Source organism: Saccharopolyspora endophytica (genome assembly GCF_018070075.1).
GTDB classification, from domain to species: Bacteria; Actinomycetota; Actinomycetes; order Mycobacteriales; family Pseudonocardiaceae; genus Saccharopolyspora; species Saccharopolyspora endophytica.
On record NZ_JAGPXE010000004.1, the window covers coordinates 40,311 to 55,692 of the forward strand.

Here is a 15,382-nt window from a genome sequence, read left to right on the forward strand (position 1 = left end):
ACACATTTCTGGCCGTCCGGGTAGCGCAGGAGCTCGCCATGGGAAGCAAACAAGCCGGCACAGTGGCTGGGCCGGGTGCACCGGCCCCTTCAGATCCCGCTCAGATCCGCAACGTCGTCCTGGTCGGCCCTTCCGCGGCCGGCAAGACCACGCTCGTCGAGGCCCTGCTGGAGGCGACCTCCGCCATCCCGCGCCCCGGCGCGGTCACCGAGGGCACCACCGTGTGCGACCACGAACCGGCCTCGATCGACCAGCAGCGCTCCATCGCGCTGTCCGTCGCCCCGGTCCAGCACGGGGAGACCAAGATCAACCTGATCGACACCCCCGGCTACGCCGACTTCGTCGGTGAGCTGCGCGCGGGCCTGCGCGCGGCCGACGCGGCGCTGTTCGTGGTGGCCGCGACCGAGGGCGTCGACGCGGCGACCCGCGCCATCTGGCACGAGTGCGCGGCGGTGGGGATGCCGCGCGCGGTGGTCATCTCGCGACTCGACCAGCCGCGAGCCGACTTCGACACCGCACTGCTGACCTGCCAGGACGCCTTCGGAGGAGGCGTCCTTCCGCTGTACCTGCCGCACGTGGAAGGCGGCGAGCCGACCGGGCTGCTCGGGCTGGTCACCGAGAGCATCTACGAGAACGGCCAGGTCCGGCCCGCCGACGAGTCCCTGCGCGCCGAGGTGGAGCAGCCGCGCGGCGAGCTGATCGAGGCGATCATCGCCGAGAGCGAGGACGAATCCCTGATGGACCGCTACCTCGCAGGCGAGCAGATCGACGAGGACACGCTGATCGGCGACCTGGAGACGGCGGTGGCGCGCGGCGGACTGCACCCGGTGCTACCGGTGTCGGCGCTGACCGGCCTGGGCATCCCCGAGGTCCTCGATGGCATCCGGCGCGGCTTCCCCTCGCCGCTGGAGCACCAGCTGCCCGAGTTCACCGACCCGCAGGGCGGCAACCCGCGCCTGCTCACGCCCGATCCGGACGGGCCGCTGGCCGCCGAGGTCGTGCACACCTCCGTCGACTCCTACGTCGGACGTGTCTCGCTGGCCAGGGTCTTCTCCGGCACGATGCGCCCCGAGCGGCCGGTGCACGTCTCCGGGCACGGCATGGCCGAGCGCGGCCACCCCGATCACGACGAGGACGAGCGCGTCGCCCACCTGTACTCACCGCTGGGAGCGACCCTGCGGGAAGTGCCGCAGTGCGTGGCGGGCGACCTGTGCGCGCTGACCAAGGTCGGCTCGGCGGAGACGGGCGACACGCTCTCCGACCCGTCCGACCCGATGCTGCTCACCCCGTGGCCGATGCCCGAACCGCTGCTGCCGATCGCGGTCACCGCCCACAACCGCAGCGATGAGGACGCCCTGGCCCGCAACCTCAACCGGCTCATCGCCGCCGACCCGAGCCTGCGCCTGGAACGCGACAGCGAGACCCACCAGCTGGTCCTGTGGTGCATGGGCGAGGCGCACGCCGACGTCGTCCTGCAGCGGCTGCGCGAGGGCGGCGCGGAGGTGGACACGGTTCCGGTGCGGGTCGCGCTGCGGCAGACCTTCACGAAACCTGCCAAGGGGCACGGGCGGCACGTCAAGCAGTCCGGCGGGCACGGCCAGTACGCGGTGTGCGACCTGGAGGTCGAACCGCTGCCCGCGGGGTCCGGAGTGGAATTCGCCGAGAAGGTCGTGGGCGGTGCGGTGCCGCGCCAGTTCATCCCCAGCGTCGAGAAGGGGGTGCGCGCCCAGCTGGAGAAGGGCATCACCGAGGGCTGCCCGATCGTCGACGTCCGGGTCACGCTGGTGGACGGCAAGGCGCACAGCGTCGACTCCTCCGACGCGGCGTTCCAGGCCGCCGGTGCGCTGGGGGTGAAGGCAGCGGCCGAGCAGGCGGGCCTGACCACGCTCGAACCCGTCGACGAGGTCGCCGTGCACATCCCCGACGAGCACCTGGGCGCGATCCTCGGGGACCTGTCGAGCCGCCGGGGCAAGGTCGTGGGTACCGAGCCCGAGGACGGCGGCTGGACGGTCGTGCGGGCGCACGTCCCGGCCAGCGAGCTGATCCGCTACTCGGTCAACGTCCGGTCCCTGACCTCGGGCAGCGCGACCTTCACCAGGCACTTCGAGAGCTACGAGCCGGTGCCGAACGGCCTCGTGCCCAAGTGAGGGCGGCTCTGGACGGTCACCGCCGGCGCTCCGCGACCCCGGTCACGCCTTCGAGGAGGCGTGGACGGCGTGGAGGCGCTGGGCGATGGTGATCAGGGTCAGCGCCGCGAGGAGCCAGATGGCGACGTCGATGACGTGGGGAACGCCGAGACCGTGCAGGCCCGCGCCGGTGAGGATGATCAGGAAGCGCTCGGCCCGCTCGGCGAGGCCGCCGTCGGCCCGGAGGCCGTTGGCCTCGGCCCGAGCCTTGATGTAGGAGATCACCTGGGCACCTGCCAGGCAGATCAGCAGGCCCAGGCCTCGATCGCGATCGACGTCGACGACCAGCGCCCACCAGACCAATGATCCGAACAGGACGCCGTCGACGATGCGGTCGCAGCTGGCGTCGAGCACTCCCCCGAAGCGGGTGACGCGGCCACCGACCCGGGCCATCGCGCCGTCGAGGATGTCGAAGAGCAGGAAGATCGCGGTCACCACCGTGCCGACGAACAGCTCACCGCGCGGGAAGAACCACAACGCCGACACGACCGAGGCGACGGTGCCGACGACCGTCACCGCGTTCGGCGTCAGGCCGATGCGGACCAGGCCCAGCCCGATCGGATTGGTCAGCCGGGACAGGGACGCCCGCGCGAAGATGTTGAGCATGTGCCTTCAGGTGCCAGCGGTGGTGTGCAGTGACGTCCGCGCACGAGGCGCGTCGTTGCAGATTAACCGGATCTGGATCGGCTCCGGCCGCTGGTGTGACGATCTCCGAACCCGAGAAGTGACCCGCGCCACACCTGGGAATGGTTGAAGCTTCAACCTAGTTGGGCCAAGGTGAGAGCAACACCCGACACCAACACTCTTGGAGGCACGCGACCATGACGGCCACCGCGCAGATCCCCGGCTACACCACCGGCACCTGGGACATCGACCCGGTGCACTCGGACATCCTGTTCTCGGTGCGCCACATGGGCGTCGGCAAGTCCCGGGGTCGTTTCGGCGCCTTCTCCGCCGAGATCGTCACCGCCGAGGACCTGCTGCAGTCGTCGGTGAAGGCGACCATCGACGTCTCGTCGATCGACACCCGCAACGCCGACCGCGACGCCCACGTGCGCAGCGCCGACTTCTTCGACGCCGAGCAGCACCCCACCGCGACCTTCCGCTCCACCGGCATCCGCCAGGACGGCGAGAACTACCTGATCGACGGTGAGTTCACGCTCAAGGGCGTCACCAAGCCGGTCACCCTGACCGCCGAGCTCAACGGCTTCTCCGAGAACCTGCTGGGCATCTCGGCCACCACCACCATCAACCGCACCGACTTCGGTGTCGGTCAGCCCGGTGGCGCCGTCGTCGGCGAGAAGATCACCATCACGCTGGACATCGAAGCCCAGCTCCGCGCCTGATCCCCCTCAGGAAGAAGAGCAGGACCGGCCCACGCCGGTCCTGCTCTTCGCGTTCCGGCAAGCGACGAAGTCGCTTTCTCTTTGCCCCGGGAGGACAGCCGCAGCGCCGCGTTCGACATACTCAAGTCGCGGATCCCGGAGCCAGAAGGCGTGTCAGGTTCCGCCACCCGCACCGCCACGCACAACGAGCCCGGAGAACGAGCTACTCGGCCCAGGCGTCGGCCAGGAGCTTCCAGGTGTCTCCCAGCAGCTGCGGGAGCACCTTGGTGTGGCCGATGACCGGCATGAAGTTGGAGTCGCCGCCCCAGCGCGGCACCACGTGCTGGTGCAGGTGCGCGGCGATGCCGGCACCGGCCACGGGCCCCTGGTTGAGTCCGATGTTGAAGCCGTGCGGCGAAGAGATCTTGCGGATCACCCGCATCGCGCGCTTCGTGTACTCGGCGACCGCGACCGTCTCCTCGTCGGTGAGCTCGGTGTAGTCCGCGACGTGCCGGTACGGCAGCACCATCAGGTGGCCCGGGTTGTACGGGTACAGGTTGAGGATCGCGAACACCAGCTCGCCGCGTGCGACGATCAGCGAATCCGAGTCGGGTTGACCGGATTCGAGCAGGCGGCAGAACGGGCAGCCGTCGCTGTCATCGCCGTCCGGCTTGTTCTCGCCCTGGATGTAGGCCATCCGGTGCGGGGTCCACAGACGCTGCAGCGCGTCATCGACCCCCGCACCCTCCTGCCGCGTCAGCTCGACGCCCTCGGAACCGCTCACGCCTGGCCCGCCTGGAAGTTCTCGGCGTTGGGCGAGGCGTTCTCGCGCCGCTGCACCCAGTCGACCAGCGCGTTGATCGCGTCGTCGACCGGGACGCCGTTGATCTGCGAGCCGTCGCGGAACCGGAACGACACCGCGTCGGCCTCGACGTCCTTGCCGCCGGCCAGCAGCAGGAACGGGACCTTCTGCGTGGTGTGGTTGCGGATCTTCTTCTGCATCCGGTCGTCGCTGGTGTCGATGTCGACCCGGATCCCCTTGGCGCGCAACGCCTTGCGCACCTTCTGCAGGTGCTCGACGTGCTCGTCGGCGATCGGGATGCCCACCGCCTGCACCGGCGACAGCCACGCCGGGAACGCGCCCGCGTAGTGCTCGGTGAGCACCCCGAAGAAGCGCTCGATGGAGCCGAACAGCGCCCGGTGGATCTTGATCGGCCGCTGCTTGCCGCCGTCCGGGCCGGTGTACTCGAGGTTGAAGCGCTCCGGCAGGTGGTAGTCGACCTGGATGGTCGACATCTGCCAGCTGCGGCCCAGCGCGTCCTTGGCCTGCACGGAGATCTTCGGGCCGTAGAAGGCCGCGCCGCCCGGGTCGGGGACGAGCTCCAGGCCGGAGGACTCGGCGGCCTCGCGCAGCGCGTTGGTGGCGACCTCCCAGCTCTCGTCGTCACCCACGTACTTCTCCTCGTTGCGGGTGGACAACTCGAGGTAGAAGTCGTCGAGGCCGTAGTCGCGCAGCAGGTCCAGCACGAAGCCCAGGAGCGACTTGAGCTCGTCCTGCAGCTGGTCGGGCATGCAGTAGATGTGCGCGTCGTCCTGCGTCATGCCGCGCACGCGGGTCAGACCGTGCACCACGCCGGACTTCTCGTAGCGGTAGACCGAGCCGAACTCGAACAGCCGCAGCGGCAGCTCGCGGTAGGAGCGACCGCGAGAGCGGAAGATCAGGTTGTGGAACGGGCAGTTCATCGGCTTGAGGTAGTAGTCCACCCCTGGCTTGCGGAGCTCACCGTTGGCGTCGCGCTCCTCGTCGAGGTGCATCGCCGGGAACATGCCGTCCTTGTACCAGTCGAGGTGACCGGAGGTCTGGAACAGGGTTTCCTTGGTGATGTGCGGGGTGTTGACGAACTCGTAGTCCGCCTCCTCGTGCCGCTTGCGGGAGTAGTCCTCCAGCTCGCGGCGGATGACGCCGCCCTTGGGGTGGAACACCGGCAGGCCGGAGCCGATCTCGTCCGGGAAGGAGAACAGGTCCAGCTCAGCACCGAGGCGGCGGTGGTCGCGGCGCTCGGCCTCGGCGAGCCACTCGAGGTGCTCGTCGAGCTTCTCCTTGGACTCCCACGCCGTGCCGTAGACGCGCTGCAGCTGCTGGTTGTTCTGGTCGCCGCGCCAGTAGGCGGCGGCCACCCGCATCAGCTTGAAGGCCGGGATGAACCGGGTGTGCGGCACGTGCGGGCCGCGGCACAGGTCGCCCCAGACGCGCTCGCCGTGCCGGTCGATGTTGTCGTAGACCGTCAGCTCGCCGCCGCCGACCTCCATGATCTCGGAGGTGTCCACATCGGACTTGATGTCGACCAGTTCCAGCTTGTACGGCTCGCTCGCCAGCTCTTCCTTGGCGGCCTCGACGGAGTCCAGGCGGCGGCGGGAGAACTTCTGGCCGGACTTGAGGATCTGCTTCATGCGCTTCTCCAGCGCCTGCACGTCCTCCGGGGTGAACGGCTTGTCGACGTCGAAGTCGTAGTAGAAGCCGTCCCTGACCGGCGGGCCGATGCCCAGCTTGGCGTCCGGGAACAGGTTCTGCACCGCCTGCGCGAGCACGTGCGCGGCGGAGTGGCGGATGACGCTGCGGCCGTCCTCGGTCTCAGCGGCGACCGCCTCGACCTCGGCGTCGGACTCCGGCGCCCAGTCCAGGTCGCGCAGGTCGCCCTCGGCGTCGCGGACCACCACGATCGCGTCCGGGCCCTTCGACGGCAGCCCCGCCTCGGCGACGGCCGCACCCGCAGTAGTGCCCGCCGGAACCTTCACCCGGGGTGCTTGCTGGGCGTGGGAAGGCTGTACGGACACGATCACTCCTAGACTGGGCCGGTTCACCGGCGCGGACACGCTTCGCCACCCGATGCTATCGGTGGCCACCAACCCGTTAACGCCCAGCCCAAGCCCTCTGCAGGGGTTCCAGTGGTCACCTCGCTCGGCGGTGCGGGTAGCGGAACCTCAGCGGCCCTCCGGCTCCGGGGTCCGAGACTGATGTGTGCCGATACACGGCGCTACGGCTGTCCTCCCCAGAGAACCGCTGAGAAATCCCCCGAAGGGGACGACACAGCGGTGCGAGCTGCGCAGGTGGTCTTCGCGGCTCGCTGCCGATCGACAACCGCTCACCCCTGCTCGGCGATGAGCTGTTCGAGCTCCAGGGCGGACACGCGCTCACCTGCGAAGGCTCCGATCGCCGAGCAGACGCCCAGGGCGTGCAGCCGCTCGGCCTGGAGCTCGTCGTGGACGCCCCCGGCGACCACCGGCAGGTCCATCAGCTCGGCCGCTCCGGCCGCCGCGCCGAGCAGGTACTCGTCCAGCGGATCGGGTCCCTCGGGGTCGGCGAACCCGTCGAGGTGCGGGCCGTCGATGCGCACCCCGAACAGCGGCAGGCCGCGCAGCCGGGCGACCCGCGTGTAGTCGTCGCCGAACTGGTAGACGACCAGCCTGATGCCCATCTCGGCGAAGATCTCCACGGTGTCCACCGGGTCGCCCTGGTGGTCGAACAGCGCCGACTCCGGCATGCCCAGCGCCAGCGACTGCGCGGGCAGGCCCGTCTCGCGCAGGATGCGCTGCACGTCGTTGACCAGCTCGGGGTCACGGCAGTGCCGGTGGGAGAGGTTCATCGCCGCGACCGGTGCGCGCTCGCCGAAGCGCTCGGTCCAGCGCGCCGCGTGCCGGCACACCTCCCCCAGCGCCCAGCTGCCGAGCCGGGTGATCAGCCCGGTCTCCTCGGCCAGGTCGAGGAACGACTCCTGCCCGAGCTCGCCGAACTCGGGGTGGTCCCAGCGGATGTCCGCCGCCGCGGCGAACAGCGAGCGGTCGTGCAGCAGCCTCGCCGGCTCGTACTCGACGAACAGCTCCCCCTGCTCCAGGGCGGCGGGCAGGGCTGCGGAGAGCCTGAAGCGATCGCGGGCCTCGGCGTTGAGCGCGGCGTCGAAGAGCACCCACTGGGCGCGGCCGTCCTGCTTGGCCCGGTAGAGGGTGATGTCGGCGTCGCGCAGCAGCGACTCGGCGTCGGTCCCGGCCACCGGGCGTTCGACGATGCCGACGCTGGCCGAGGCCGACAGCTCGTGCGCACCGATGCGGGCAGGCCGGGTGACCTCGGAGAGCATCTTCTCCACCTGCCCGACCAGTCCGGCGGCGCCGTCGGTGTCGGGCACCAGCACCACGAACTCGTCACCGCCCATCCGCGCGGCCAGCGCGCCGAACTCGGCGGTCAGGGCCTGCAGGCGCTGCGCGACCGCGCGCAGCAGCTGGTCGCCGACCGGGTGCCCGAGGCTGTCGTTGACCGCCTTGAAGCCGTCGAGGTCGAAGAAGCACAGCCCGACCCGGCGGCCCGGCGCGGACGGTTCCAGCGCGCGTTCCATGCTGGTCTGCAGCTGGGTGCGATTGGGCAGCCCGGTCAGCGGGTCGTGCACGGCCTGGCGGCGGAACTGCTCCTGGAGCATGTGCCGGTCGGTGATGTCCTCGTAGAGCATCACCAGGTAGTCGGGCGCCCTGTTGGCGTCGCGCACCAGCGAGGCCGACAGCTGGGTCCAGATGTGCGAGCCGTGCTGCTCGGTGTAGCGGATCTCCAGCTGGTAGCGGTCGACCTCACCGCGGACCAGGTCGGCGTTGGCGACCGTGAGCTCCCCGATCCACGACGTGTCGGCCAGGTCGAAGATCGTCCGGCCCACCAGCGCCTCGCTGCCGAGCCGGAAGATCCGGGTCATGGAGGGGTTGATCTCGTCGATGACGCCGTCGAGGGTGACGATCGCGATCCCCAGGGCGGAGGAGAGGAACACCGCCCGCGACCGCGCCTCCGACGCCCGCAACGCCTCCTCGGCGGCGTCCCGGGCGTCGAGCACGGACTGCTTGATGATCTCCTGCTCGTCGAGGGTCTGCTCGCGCAGCGCCCCGGCGAAGCCCGATCCGACCGCGCCGAGCACGTCGACCAGCCTGGCCTGGTCCACCTCCCGGTGGGCCGGCAGCGCAGAGGCCAGGTGGTTGAGCGTCTTGTGCACGACGACGGGGTTGGTGAAGTGCACGCCGACGAGGCGCACACCGACCTGGCGCGCGGACTCCAGCGGTCCGTCGCAAGCGGCGAGCACGTCCTCGAAGCACTTCGCCAGGAACGCCTCGATCTCGGGACGACCCATCGCCACGTAGCTGGTGTGGATGATCTCGCGCGTCCACTGCGCAACCACGTGGTGACGTTCGACCTCCGCGTCGGAGGTTCCCTCGGATTCAGGCATTGCTCACACCTTCTGCCCGGCGTCGCCGGTCGCATCGCACCCGCGTCCGGGCTCGGACGGGGTGAAGTCGGTGATCAGTTTGGCGATCCCGCCACGACCTCGCACGACGACGGGCTCTCAGACCTTGCGGCCCACCAGGCCGTAGACGATGGTCTCCTCCGGGTGGTCGCCGACGTCCTCGGGCGAGTCCGGGTGCCACTCGGAGACGTAGACGACGCCGGGATCGACGAGTTCGAAGTCGGAGACCAGCTCGGCGACCTCGGCGCGGGTGCGCAGGGTGACGGGGTTGGTGCTGTTCTCGTAGAGCTTGACCAGGCCCTGCACGCCTTCCGGGAACTCCTCCCCGGTGACGTGCGAGAAGCCCAGGTAGCTGCCGGGGGCCAGCTTGTCGTGGTACCGGCCGATGATCTCGCGCGGCTTGGCGCTCTCCGGCACGAAGTGCACCAGCGCCACCATCATCACCGCGACCGGCTGCGAGAAGTCCAGCAGCCGCTGGGTTTCCGGGGATTCCAGGACGGCCTCGACGTCGATCAGGTCGGCCTGCACGATCGTGGCGTTGTCGTTGCCGTCCAGGATCGAGCGGCTGTGCGCGACGGCGACCGGCTCGTTGTCCACGTAGACCACGCGGGCCTGCGGGTCCACGGCGTGCACGATCTCGTGCACGTTGCCGGCGGTCGGGATTCCCGATCCGATGTCGAGGAACTGCCGGATGCCCTGGTCGAGGCAGTAGCGCACCGCGCGGCGCAGGAACGCGCGGTTGTTCAGCGCGACCTCCTTGACGTTGGGCACCACTTCCAGAACTTTGTTCCCGAGTTCGCGGTCCACGGCGAAGTTGTGCGCGCCGCCTAAGTAGAAGTCGTAGCAGCGGGCGGCACTGGGCTTGTCCAGGTCGACGCCCTCTGCCAGCCAATCGGGTCGCTGCTCCATAGAATCCAGCCTCCTGCACTCGGTTTGGTCGTTCAGGCACCCGAAACGGTGATCAAGAAGGCCATCGTAGGTGTCACACCTCGCGTTCGGCCATGCACCCGGAGTAGGGTCACCGGAACGCTCACGTGCTCGGCCCTTTCGAAGAATCCGTCGGGAACTTCGGGTTTTTCGAGCCTCATCGGCTCATCGCGCGCCGCCCACGAGATCGACGACCTCCGTCGCCGAAACCCGATCGCTGACATGCGGCCCCTGGATCAGGGCGACACCGATTTCCCCCAACCGGTGGGCCTGCTCCGCACTCGTCACACCGGTGGCCAGCACCGGCAGGTCCATCAAACGCGCCGCACCGACCGCGCTGCGCACCAGGTACTCGCTGAGCGGCTCCGGCCCGTCGGGATCGGCCAGCCCTTGGATGTGCGGCCCGTCGATGAGCACCCCGGCCAGCGGCAGGTCCTTGAGCCGGTCGACCCGCGTGTAGTCCGAGCCGAACTCGTGCACGAACAGCCGGATCCCCATCTCCGCGAAGATCTCCACGGTGTCCACCGGGTCGCCCTGGTAGTCGAACAGCGCCGGCTCCGGCAGGCACAGCACCAGCGACTCCGCGGGGAGGCCGGTGGTCTCCAACGCCTCCCGCAGGTCGCGGACGAGCTCCGGGTCGCGGCAGTGCCGGGCCGACAGCGTCACCGCCAGCAGCGGCGCGTGCTCCCCGAGCTCGCGCACCCACCGCGCCGCGTGCCTGCCGGCCTGCTCCAGGGTCCAGCCGCCCAGCCGGGTGATCAGGCCGGTTTCCTCGGCGAGGCCGAAGAACCTGTTGGATCCCAGTTCGCCGAACTCGTCGTGGTCCCAGCGCACGTTGGCCATCACGGCGAGCACGTCGCCGGTCTCCGCGTCGGCGACCGGGTCGTACTCCACGAACAGCTCGTTCTTGTCCAAGGCCGACGGAAGTGCCGCCGAGAGCCGGAAGTTCTCGTGCGCCACCGCGTTCCGCTCGGCGTCGAAGAGCACCCACAGCGCGCGGCCGTCGCGCTTGGCCCGGAACAGCGTGATGTCGGCGTCGCGCAGCAGCGAACCGGTGTCGGTGCCGACCACCTCACGCTCGACGATGCCGGCGCTGGCCGACGCGGCGAGCTCGTGCGCGCCGATCCACATCGGCTTGGTGACCTCGCGCAGCAACCGCTCGACCAGCTCGGTCACCCGGGCGGCGTCGTAGGAATCGGGGATGACCACGGCGAACTCGTCGCCGCCGGTGCGCGCCACCACGGCGCTCTCCTGCGCGGCCAGGGACTGCAGCCTCCGCGCGACCTCTCGCAGCATCCGGTCGCCGATGCCGTGGCCGAGGCTGTCGTTGACGGCCTTGAAACCGTCCAGGTCGAACAGGCACAGGGCGACCCGGCGGCCCGGGTAGACCGGCGTGAGCGCGGCGTCGATGCAGGATTCGAGCTGGGCGCGGTTGGCCAGCCCGGTCAGCGGGTCCTGGACGGCCTGGCGGCGGAACTGCTCCTGGAGCATGTGCCGGTCGGTGATGTCCTCGTAGAACACCACCAGGTGGTCGGGTTCGCCCCGATCGTCCCGGACCAGCGACGCGGTCATCCGGGTCCACACCTGGGCGCCGTCGGTGGTGGTGAAGCGGGCGTCGAGGTTCACCCGCTCGCTCGCGCCGTCGGCGAGGCCCGCGAGGGCGCCGGTGAGCTCGGGCCGCCACCGGTCGTCGACCAGCGCCAGCACCGAGGCGCCGGTCAGCTCCTCCTCCGTGAGGCCGAACATGCGGCGCAGGGCTCCGTTGGTCTCCTCGATGGCACCCGTGGTGCTGACCGCGGCGACCCCCATGGTCGAGGTGTGGAACAGCGCCCGCGAACGCGCGGGGAGATCTCGGCCGGGTCGCTCGACGGAGCCGCCGTCGGCGCGCAGCCCCTCGGCGAAACCCGCGGCGAGGTTCCCGAGAGCGGCCACGATCCGGTCCGGCGGAACCTCGGGCAGCAGGCCGGGCAGCTCGGCGGCCAGCAGCTTCAGGGTGCCGGGCAGGACCACGGGGTTGTCGGCGTGCAGCGGCAGCAGCGCCGCGCCCGCGCTGCCGGCCTCACCCGCCCGGTCCGGGCAGGCCAGTTCGCCGAGCAGGTGCTCCAGGCAGGTGCTCAGCAGTTCCTCGACGTCGCCGCGGCGCAGCGGCGCGTAGCTGTTGTGCGCGATCTCGCGCTTCCACCGCTGGATGAACTCGTGGCGATCCACCCTGGTGATCACGGTTCGACTCCGTCGGCGCTCCGGTGCGGCGTTCGACGCACTCGCCCACCCTGTCTCGACATCTGGACACCGCGTGTAACCGGCCCTGCACGTTGAGTACCGACGCGGTTGATCAGTGACCGATCCTACTGTCACTCACCGCGTCCGGTCACGTACTCAGCGCTGAATAAATCCGCCCGCAACACCCCTTTTGTCCAGCCAGGCCTGCGGAAATGATCTTGGTCGGGCGGGTTCGCCGAGGTGGTGGGCGAGATCAGTTATGAGCATTGTCACCAGCCCGCATCGCGGGATCGGGGGTAAGGGCTCCCTAAGCTGGTAAGGATTCCGCGCATGGCCCAGGCCCGGTCCACTTCGGGTCCGCTGCCACGCGGCTTCGCAGTCGAGCGCGCCGAGCCAGGCGCACCCAGGAGGAGAGTGCATGACCCGCCCGTTGCGAGTCGCGATCGTCGGGGCCGGCCCGGCCGGCGTTTACGCCGCCGACATCCTGACCAAGTCCGAGACCCCGGTCGAGATCGACCTGCTGGACCGGATGCCGGCACCGTACGGGCTGATCCGCTACGGCGTGGCGCCCGACCACCCGCGCATCAAGGGCATCATCAACGCGCTGCAGCGCGTGATGGAGAAGCCTGAGATCCGCTTCCTCGGCCACGTCGAGTACGGCGTGGACGTCAAGCTCGAAGACCTGCAGCGCTACTACGACGCGGTGATCTTCTCGACCGGCGCCGACCAGGACCGCCCGCTGGACATCCCGGGCATCGACCTGCCGCACAGCTACGGCGCCGCCGAGTTCGTCTACTGGTACGACGGTTACCCCGAAGCGCCGCGCGACTGGACGCTCGACGGCGAGCAGGTCGCGGTCATCGGCGCGGGCAACGTCGCGCTGGACGTGGCCCGGGTGCTGGCCAAGCAGGCCGACGACCTGCTCAGCACCGAGATCCCGGCCAACGTCTACCAGGGCCTGACCAAGTCGACGGTCACCGACGTGCACCTGTTCGCACGCCGCGGCCCGGCGCAGGCCAAGTTCACCCCGCTGGAGCTGCGCGAGCTCGACCACCAGGACGAGGTCGAGGTCATCGTGCACCCGGAGGGCTTCGAGCTCGACGAGGCCAGCGAGAAGGAAGCCCAGTCCAACAACCAGGTCAAGACCATCGTCAAGACCCTGCAGGACTGGGCGCTGCGCGACCCGAAGCACAACACCAAGCGCCGCCTGCACCTGCACTTCCTGCGGGCGCCGGTGGAGGTCGTCGGCACCGACCGCGTGGAGGGCTTCAAGGTCGAGGTCATGGAGCTCACCGGCGACGGCAACGTCCGCGGCACCGGCGAGTACGAGACCTACCCGGCCCAGCAGGTCTACCGCGCCGTCGGTTACCTCAGCTCGCCGGTCGCCGACCTGCCCTTCGACACCAAGAAGGGCACGGTGCCCAACGAGGGCGGCCGCGTGCTGGACCTCGACGGCGAGCACATCCCCGGCGTCTACACGACCGGTTGGATCAAGCGCGGCCCCGTCGGCCTGATCGGCCACACCAAGGGCGACGCCCTGGAGACGATCAACAACCTGCTGGCCGACCTCGACAAGCTCCCCCAGGCCGAGCAGCCCGACTCCGACAGCATCATCAACGTGCTGGAGGAGCGCGGCATCGAGTACACGACCTGGGACGGCTGGACCCGCCTGGACGCCCACGAGAAGTCCCTCGGCGAACCCCACGGCCGCGAACGCATCAAGGTCGTCGCCCGCGACGAAATGGTCAAGATCTCCCGAGCAGACTGACCCGACCGCTCACCCCCGAGAACGCCCCTGCGCCCCCAAGCGCAGGGGCGTTCTGCGCACAGCAGTCCCAAACCGAACCAACAACCAGCACCCCGGCCACGACAACAACGCGACCACCCGGATTACCGCCGTAATCAGGGACCCGATTACGGCGGTATTCAGGGTCCGATCGCGGCAGAAACCCGGTCTGGCTACGACGGCGATCGGCGTCCCGGTTACGACGGCGTCCCGAGACCGGACGGATTACCGCCGTAATCAGCCACCGGATTACGGCCGTATTCGGGCTGCCGATTACGGCGGTAATCCGGGTTCGCACTGAACACCGCCGCAATCAGGGGCTGATCGCGGCGGTGTTCGGGGGTGGTTTGCTGAGTCAGGGTTGGGATTGGGCCCGGGTCCGGGTGGCTTGGTGGCCTAGGAGGCCTCCGAGGGCGGTGATGAGGGCCAGGAAAAGCAGGAGGGTTGCTGCCGACCAGGATTGCTGGCCGCTGGCGATGAGCAGGGCGCTGGCTGCCAGGGGGACGAAGCCGCTGATCAGGCCGCTGAGGTTGGAGGAGATCGCGACGCCGCTGTAGCGCAGGTGCACCGGGAACAGGCCGGCCAGCAGCGAACCCGAGACCGCGTACGGGATCGACAGGCAGTTGATGCCCAGCGTCACCGCGATGATCACCAGCACCGGGTTGCGCGTGTCGATCATCCAGAACACCGGGAAGGCCACCAGCGCCGACAGGACCCCGCCCCACAGGCAGACCTTGCCGGGGCTGAACCGGTCGGCCAGCCTGCCGCCGAAGATCAGCGTCACGACCTCGGCCGCCGCCGCGAACAGCGTCGCACCCAGCATCAGCGACTTCGGCAGTCCCAGCTGCCCGGAGCCGTAGCTGATCACGAAGGTGGTCAGCAGGTAGAAGCCGCCGATGCCGATCAGCGACGCCGCGATGCCGATCAGCACCTGCCGCCAGGCGGTGCGGAACAGCTCCACTGCGGGCACCGAGGCCCGATCGTGCTCGGCGAGCATCTGCTCGAACAGCGGCGACTCCCCGACCCGGCGCCGCAGGTACAGCGCGACGCCCAGCAGCGGGAAGGCCGCCAGGAACGGCAGCCGCCAGCCCCACGAGTCGAACGACTCGTCGGGCAGCATCGCCACCAGGTAGAAACCGCCCGAGGACAGCAGCGTGCCGATGGGTGAGCCGATCTGCGGCAGCGCCGCGAACCGGCCCCGCTGCTCCGGCGGCGCGTGCTCCACGGCGAGCGTGACAGCACCGCCCCACTCACCGCCGACCGCGATGCCCTGCAGCACGCGCAGCGCGGTCAGCAGCAGCGGAGCGGCCAGACCGATGGCCATGAAGTCCGGCAGCAGGCCGATGAGCCCCGTGACCACGCTGATCAGCGTGACCGTGATGAGCAGGCTGCGCCTGCGTCCGATGCGGTCGCCGAGGTGGCCGAACACCACCGCGCCGAGCGGCCGCGCGAGGAAACCGATCGCGAACGAGGCGAAGGCGGCCAGCGTGGCCACCGCCGGGTCCTCGGTCGCGAAGTACAGCCGGTCGAACACGATCGACGCGGCCGTGCCGTAGAGGAAGTAGTCGTACCACTCCAAGGCGGTGCCGACGAACGCGGCGAACGCGACCTTGCGCGCCTCCGCGGGGTCGGTGCGTGGCGTGCTCGCTGTTTCGGTCACGGGGC

The 15,382-nt window shown here is 69.8% G+C and carries 10 protein-coding genes; 3 read left to right on the plus strand and 7 right to left on the minus strand.

The window, feature by feature from the left end; translation table 11 throughout:
- Nucleotides 1-38 precede the first annotated feature (38 nt).
- Nucleotides 39-2,147 carry an elongation factor G-like protein EF-G2 gene (locus KBO27_RS10905; RefSeq protein ID WP_210969884.1) on the plus strand — a complete coding sequence of 703 codons (2,109 nt, stop codon included), beginning with the start codon at nt 39-41 and terminating at the stop codon, nt 2,145-2,147.
- 42 nt (nt 2,148-2,189) lie between these two features.
- Here KBO27_RS10905 and pgsA read toward each other — a convergent pair whose 3' ends face one another.
- Nucleotides 2,190-2,792 (minus strand): phosphatidylinositol phosphate synthase, encoded by a 603-nt coding sequence (gene pgsA, locus KBO27_RS10910; RefSeq protein ID WP_210969885.1) that lies wholly within the window; start codon nt 2,790-2,792, stop codon nt 2,190-2,192.
- 215 nt (nt 2,793-3,007) lie between these two features.
- On the opposite strand from pgsA, the gene KBO27_RS10915 reads away from it, so the two are divergent.
- On the plus strand, nt 3,008-3,532 hold the full coding sequence (locus KBO27_RS10915; protein ID WP_132685575.1) for a YceI family protein: 525 nt from the start codon (nt 3,008-3,010) through the stop codon (nt 3,530-3,532).
- A 202-nt stretch (nt 3,533-3,734) separates the two neighbouring features.
- Here KBO27_RS10915 and KBO27_RS10920 read toward each other — a convergent pair whose 3' ends face one another.
- The 5 genes from KBO27_RS10920 to KBO27_RS10940 form a co-directional block, all read right to left on the minus strand.
- Nucleotides 3,735-4,208 carry an HIT family protein gene (locus tag KBO27_RS10920; protein ID WP_210970317.1) on the minus strand — a complete coding sequence of 158 codons (474 nt, stop codon included), beginning with the start codon at nt 4,206-4,208 and terminating at the stop codon, nt 3,735-3,737.
- 83 nt (nt 4,209-4,291) lie between these two features.
- The gene (gene thrS, locus KBO27_RS10925) at nt 4,292-6,307 is read right to left on the minus strand and encodes a threonine--tRNA ligase (RefSeq protein WP_210970316.1); all 2,016 of its coding nucleotides are present in this window, start codon (nt 6,305-6,307) and stop codon (nt 4,292-4,294) included.
- A gap of 347 nt (nt 6,308-6,654) precedes the next feature.
- Nucleotides 6,655-8,766: a putative bifunctional diguanylate cyclase/phosphodiesterase gene (locus KBO27_RS10930; RefSeq protein ID WP_210969886.1), complete on the minus strand. Its 2,112-nt coding sequence runs from the start codon at nt 8,764-8,766 to the stop codon at nt 6,655-6,657.
- Between the two features lie 117 nt (nt 8,767-8,883).
- A complete protein-coding gene (locus KBO27_RS10935) occupies nt 8,884-9,693 on the minus strand; it encodes an SAM-dependent methyltransferase (RefSeq protein ID WP_210969887.1) in 810 nt (269 codons plus the stop codon).
- Between the two features lie 183 nt (nt 9,694-9,876).
- Nucleotides 9,877-11,931, minus strand: coding sequence for a putative bifunctional diguanylate cyclase/phosphodiesterase (locus KBO27_RS10940; protein ID WP_307870344.1), 2,055 nt, complete (start codon nt 11,929-11,931; stop codon nt 9,877-9,879).
- A 418-nt stretch (nt 11,932-12,349) separates the two neighbouring features.
- Between KBO27_RS10940 and KBO27_RS10945 the strand changes: the two genes are divergently transcribed.
- Nucleotides 12,350-13,699, plus strand: a complete 1,350-nt coding sequence (locus KBO27_RS10945; protein WP_210969888.1) for an FAD-dependent oxidoreductase — start codon at nt 12,350-12,352, stop codon at nt 13,697-13,699.
- A 373-nt stretch (nt 13,700-14,072) separates the two neighbouring features.
- Here KBO27_RS10945 and KBO27_RS10950 read toward each other — a convergent pair whose 3' ends face one another.
- The gene (locus KBO27_RS10950; protein WP_210969889.1) at nt 14,073-15,377 is read right to left on the minus strand and encodes an MFS transporter; all 1,305 of its coding nucleotides are present in this window, start codon (nt 15,375-15,377) and stop codon (nt 14,073-14,075) included.
- Between the last annotated feature and the right edge of the window lie 5 nt (nt 15,378-15,382).

What these genes read in the sequence shown, in the direction of transcription:
- KBO27_RS10920 (WP_210970317.1), bottom strand. Translation starts at nt 4,208, where the DNA reads ATGGCCTACATCCAGGGCGAGAACAAGCCGGACGGCGATGACAGCGAC.
- KBO27_RS10905 (WP_210969884.1), top strand. Translation starts at nt 39, where the DNA reads ATGGGAAGCAAACAAGCCGGCACAGTGGCTGGGCCGGGTGCACCGGCC.
- KBO27_RS10930 (WP_210969886.1), bottom strand. Translation starts at nt 8,766, where the DNA reads ATGCCTGAATCCGAGGGAACCTCCGACGCGGAGGTCGAACGTCACCAC.
- pgsA (WP_210969885.1), bottom strand. Translation starts at nt 2,792, where the DNA reads ATGCTCAACATCTTCGCGCGGGCGTCCCTGTCCCGGCTGACCAATCCG.
- KBO27_RS10935 (WP_210969887.1), bottom strand. Translation starts at nt 9,693, where the DNA reads ATGGAGCAGCGACCCGATTGGCTGGCAGAGGGCGTCGACCTGGACAAG.
- KBO27_RS10945 (WP_210969888.1), top strand. Translation starts at nt 12,350, where the DNA reads ATGACCCGCCCGTTGCGAGTCGCGATCGTCGGGGCCGGCCCGGCCGGC.
- KBO27_RS10915 (WP_132685575.1), top strand. Translation starts at nt 3,008, where the DNA reads ATGACGGCCACCGCGCAGATCCCCGGCTACACCACCGGCACCTGGGAC.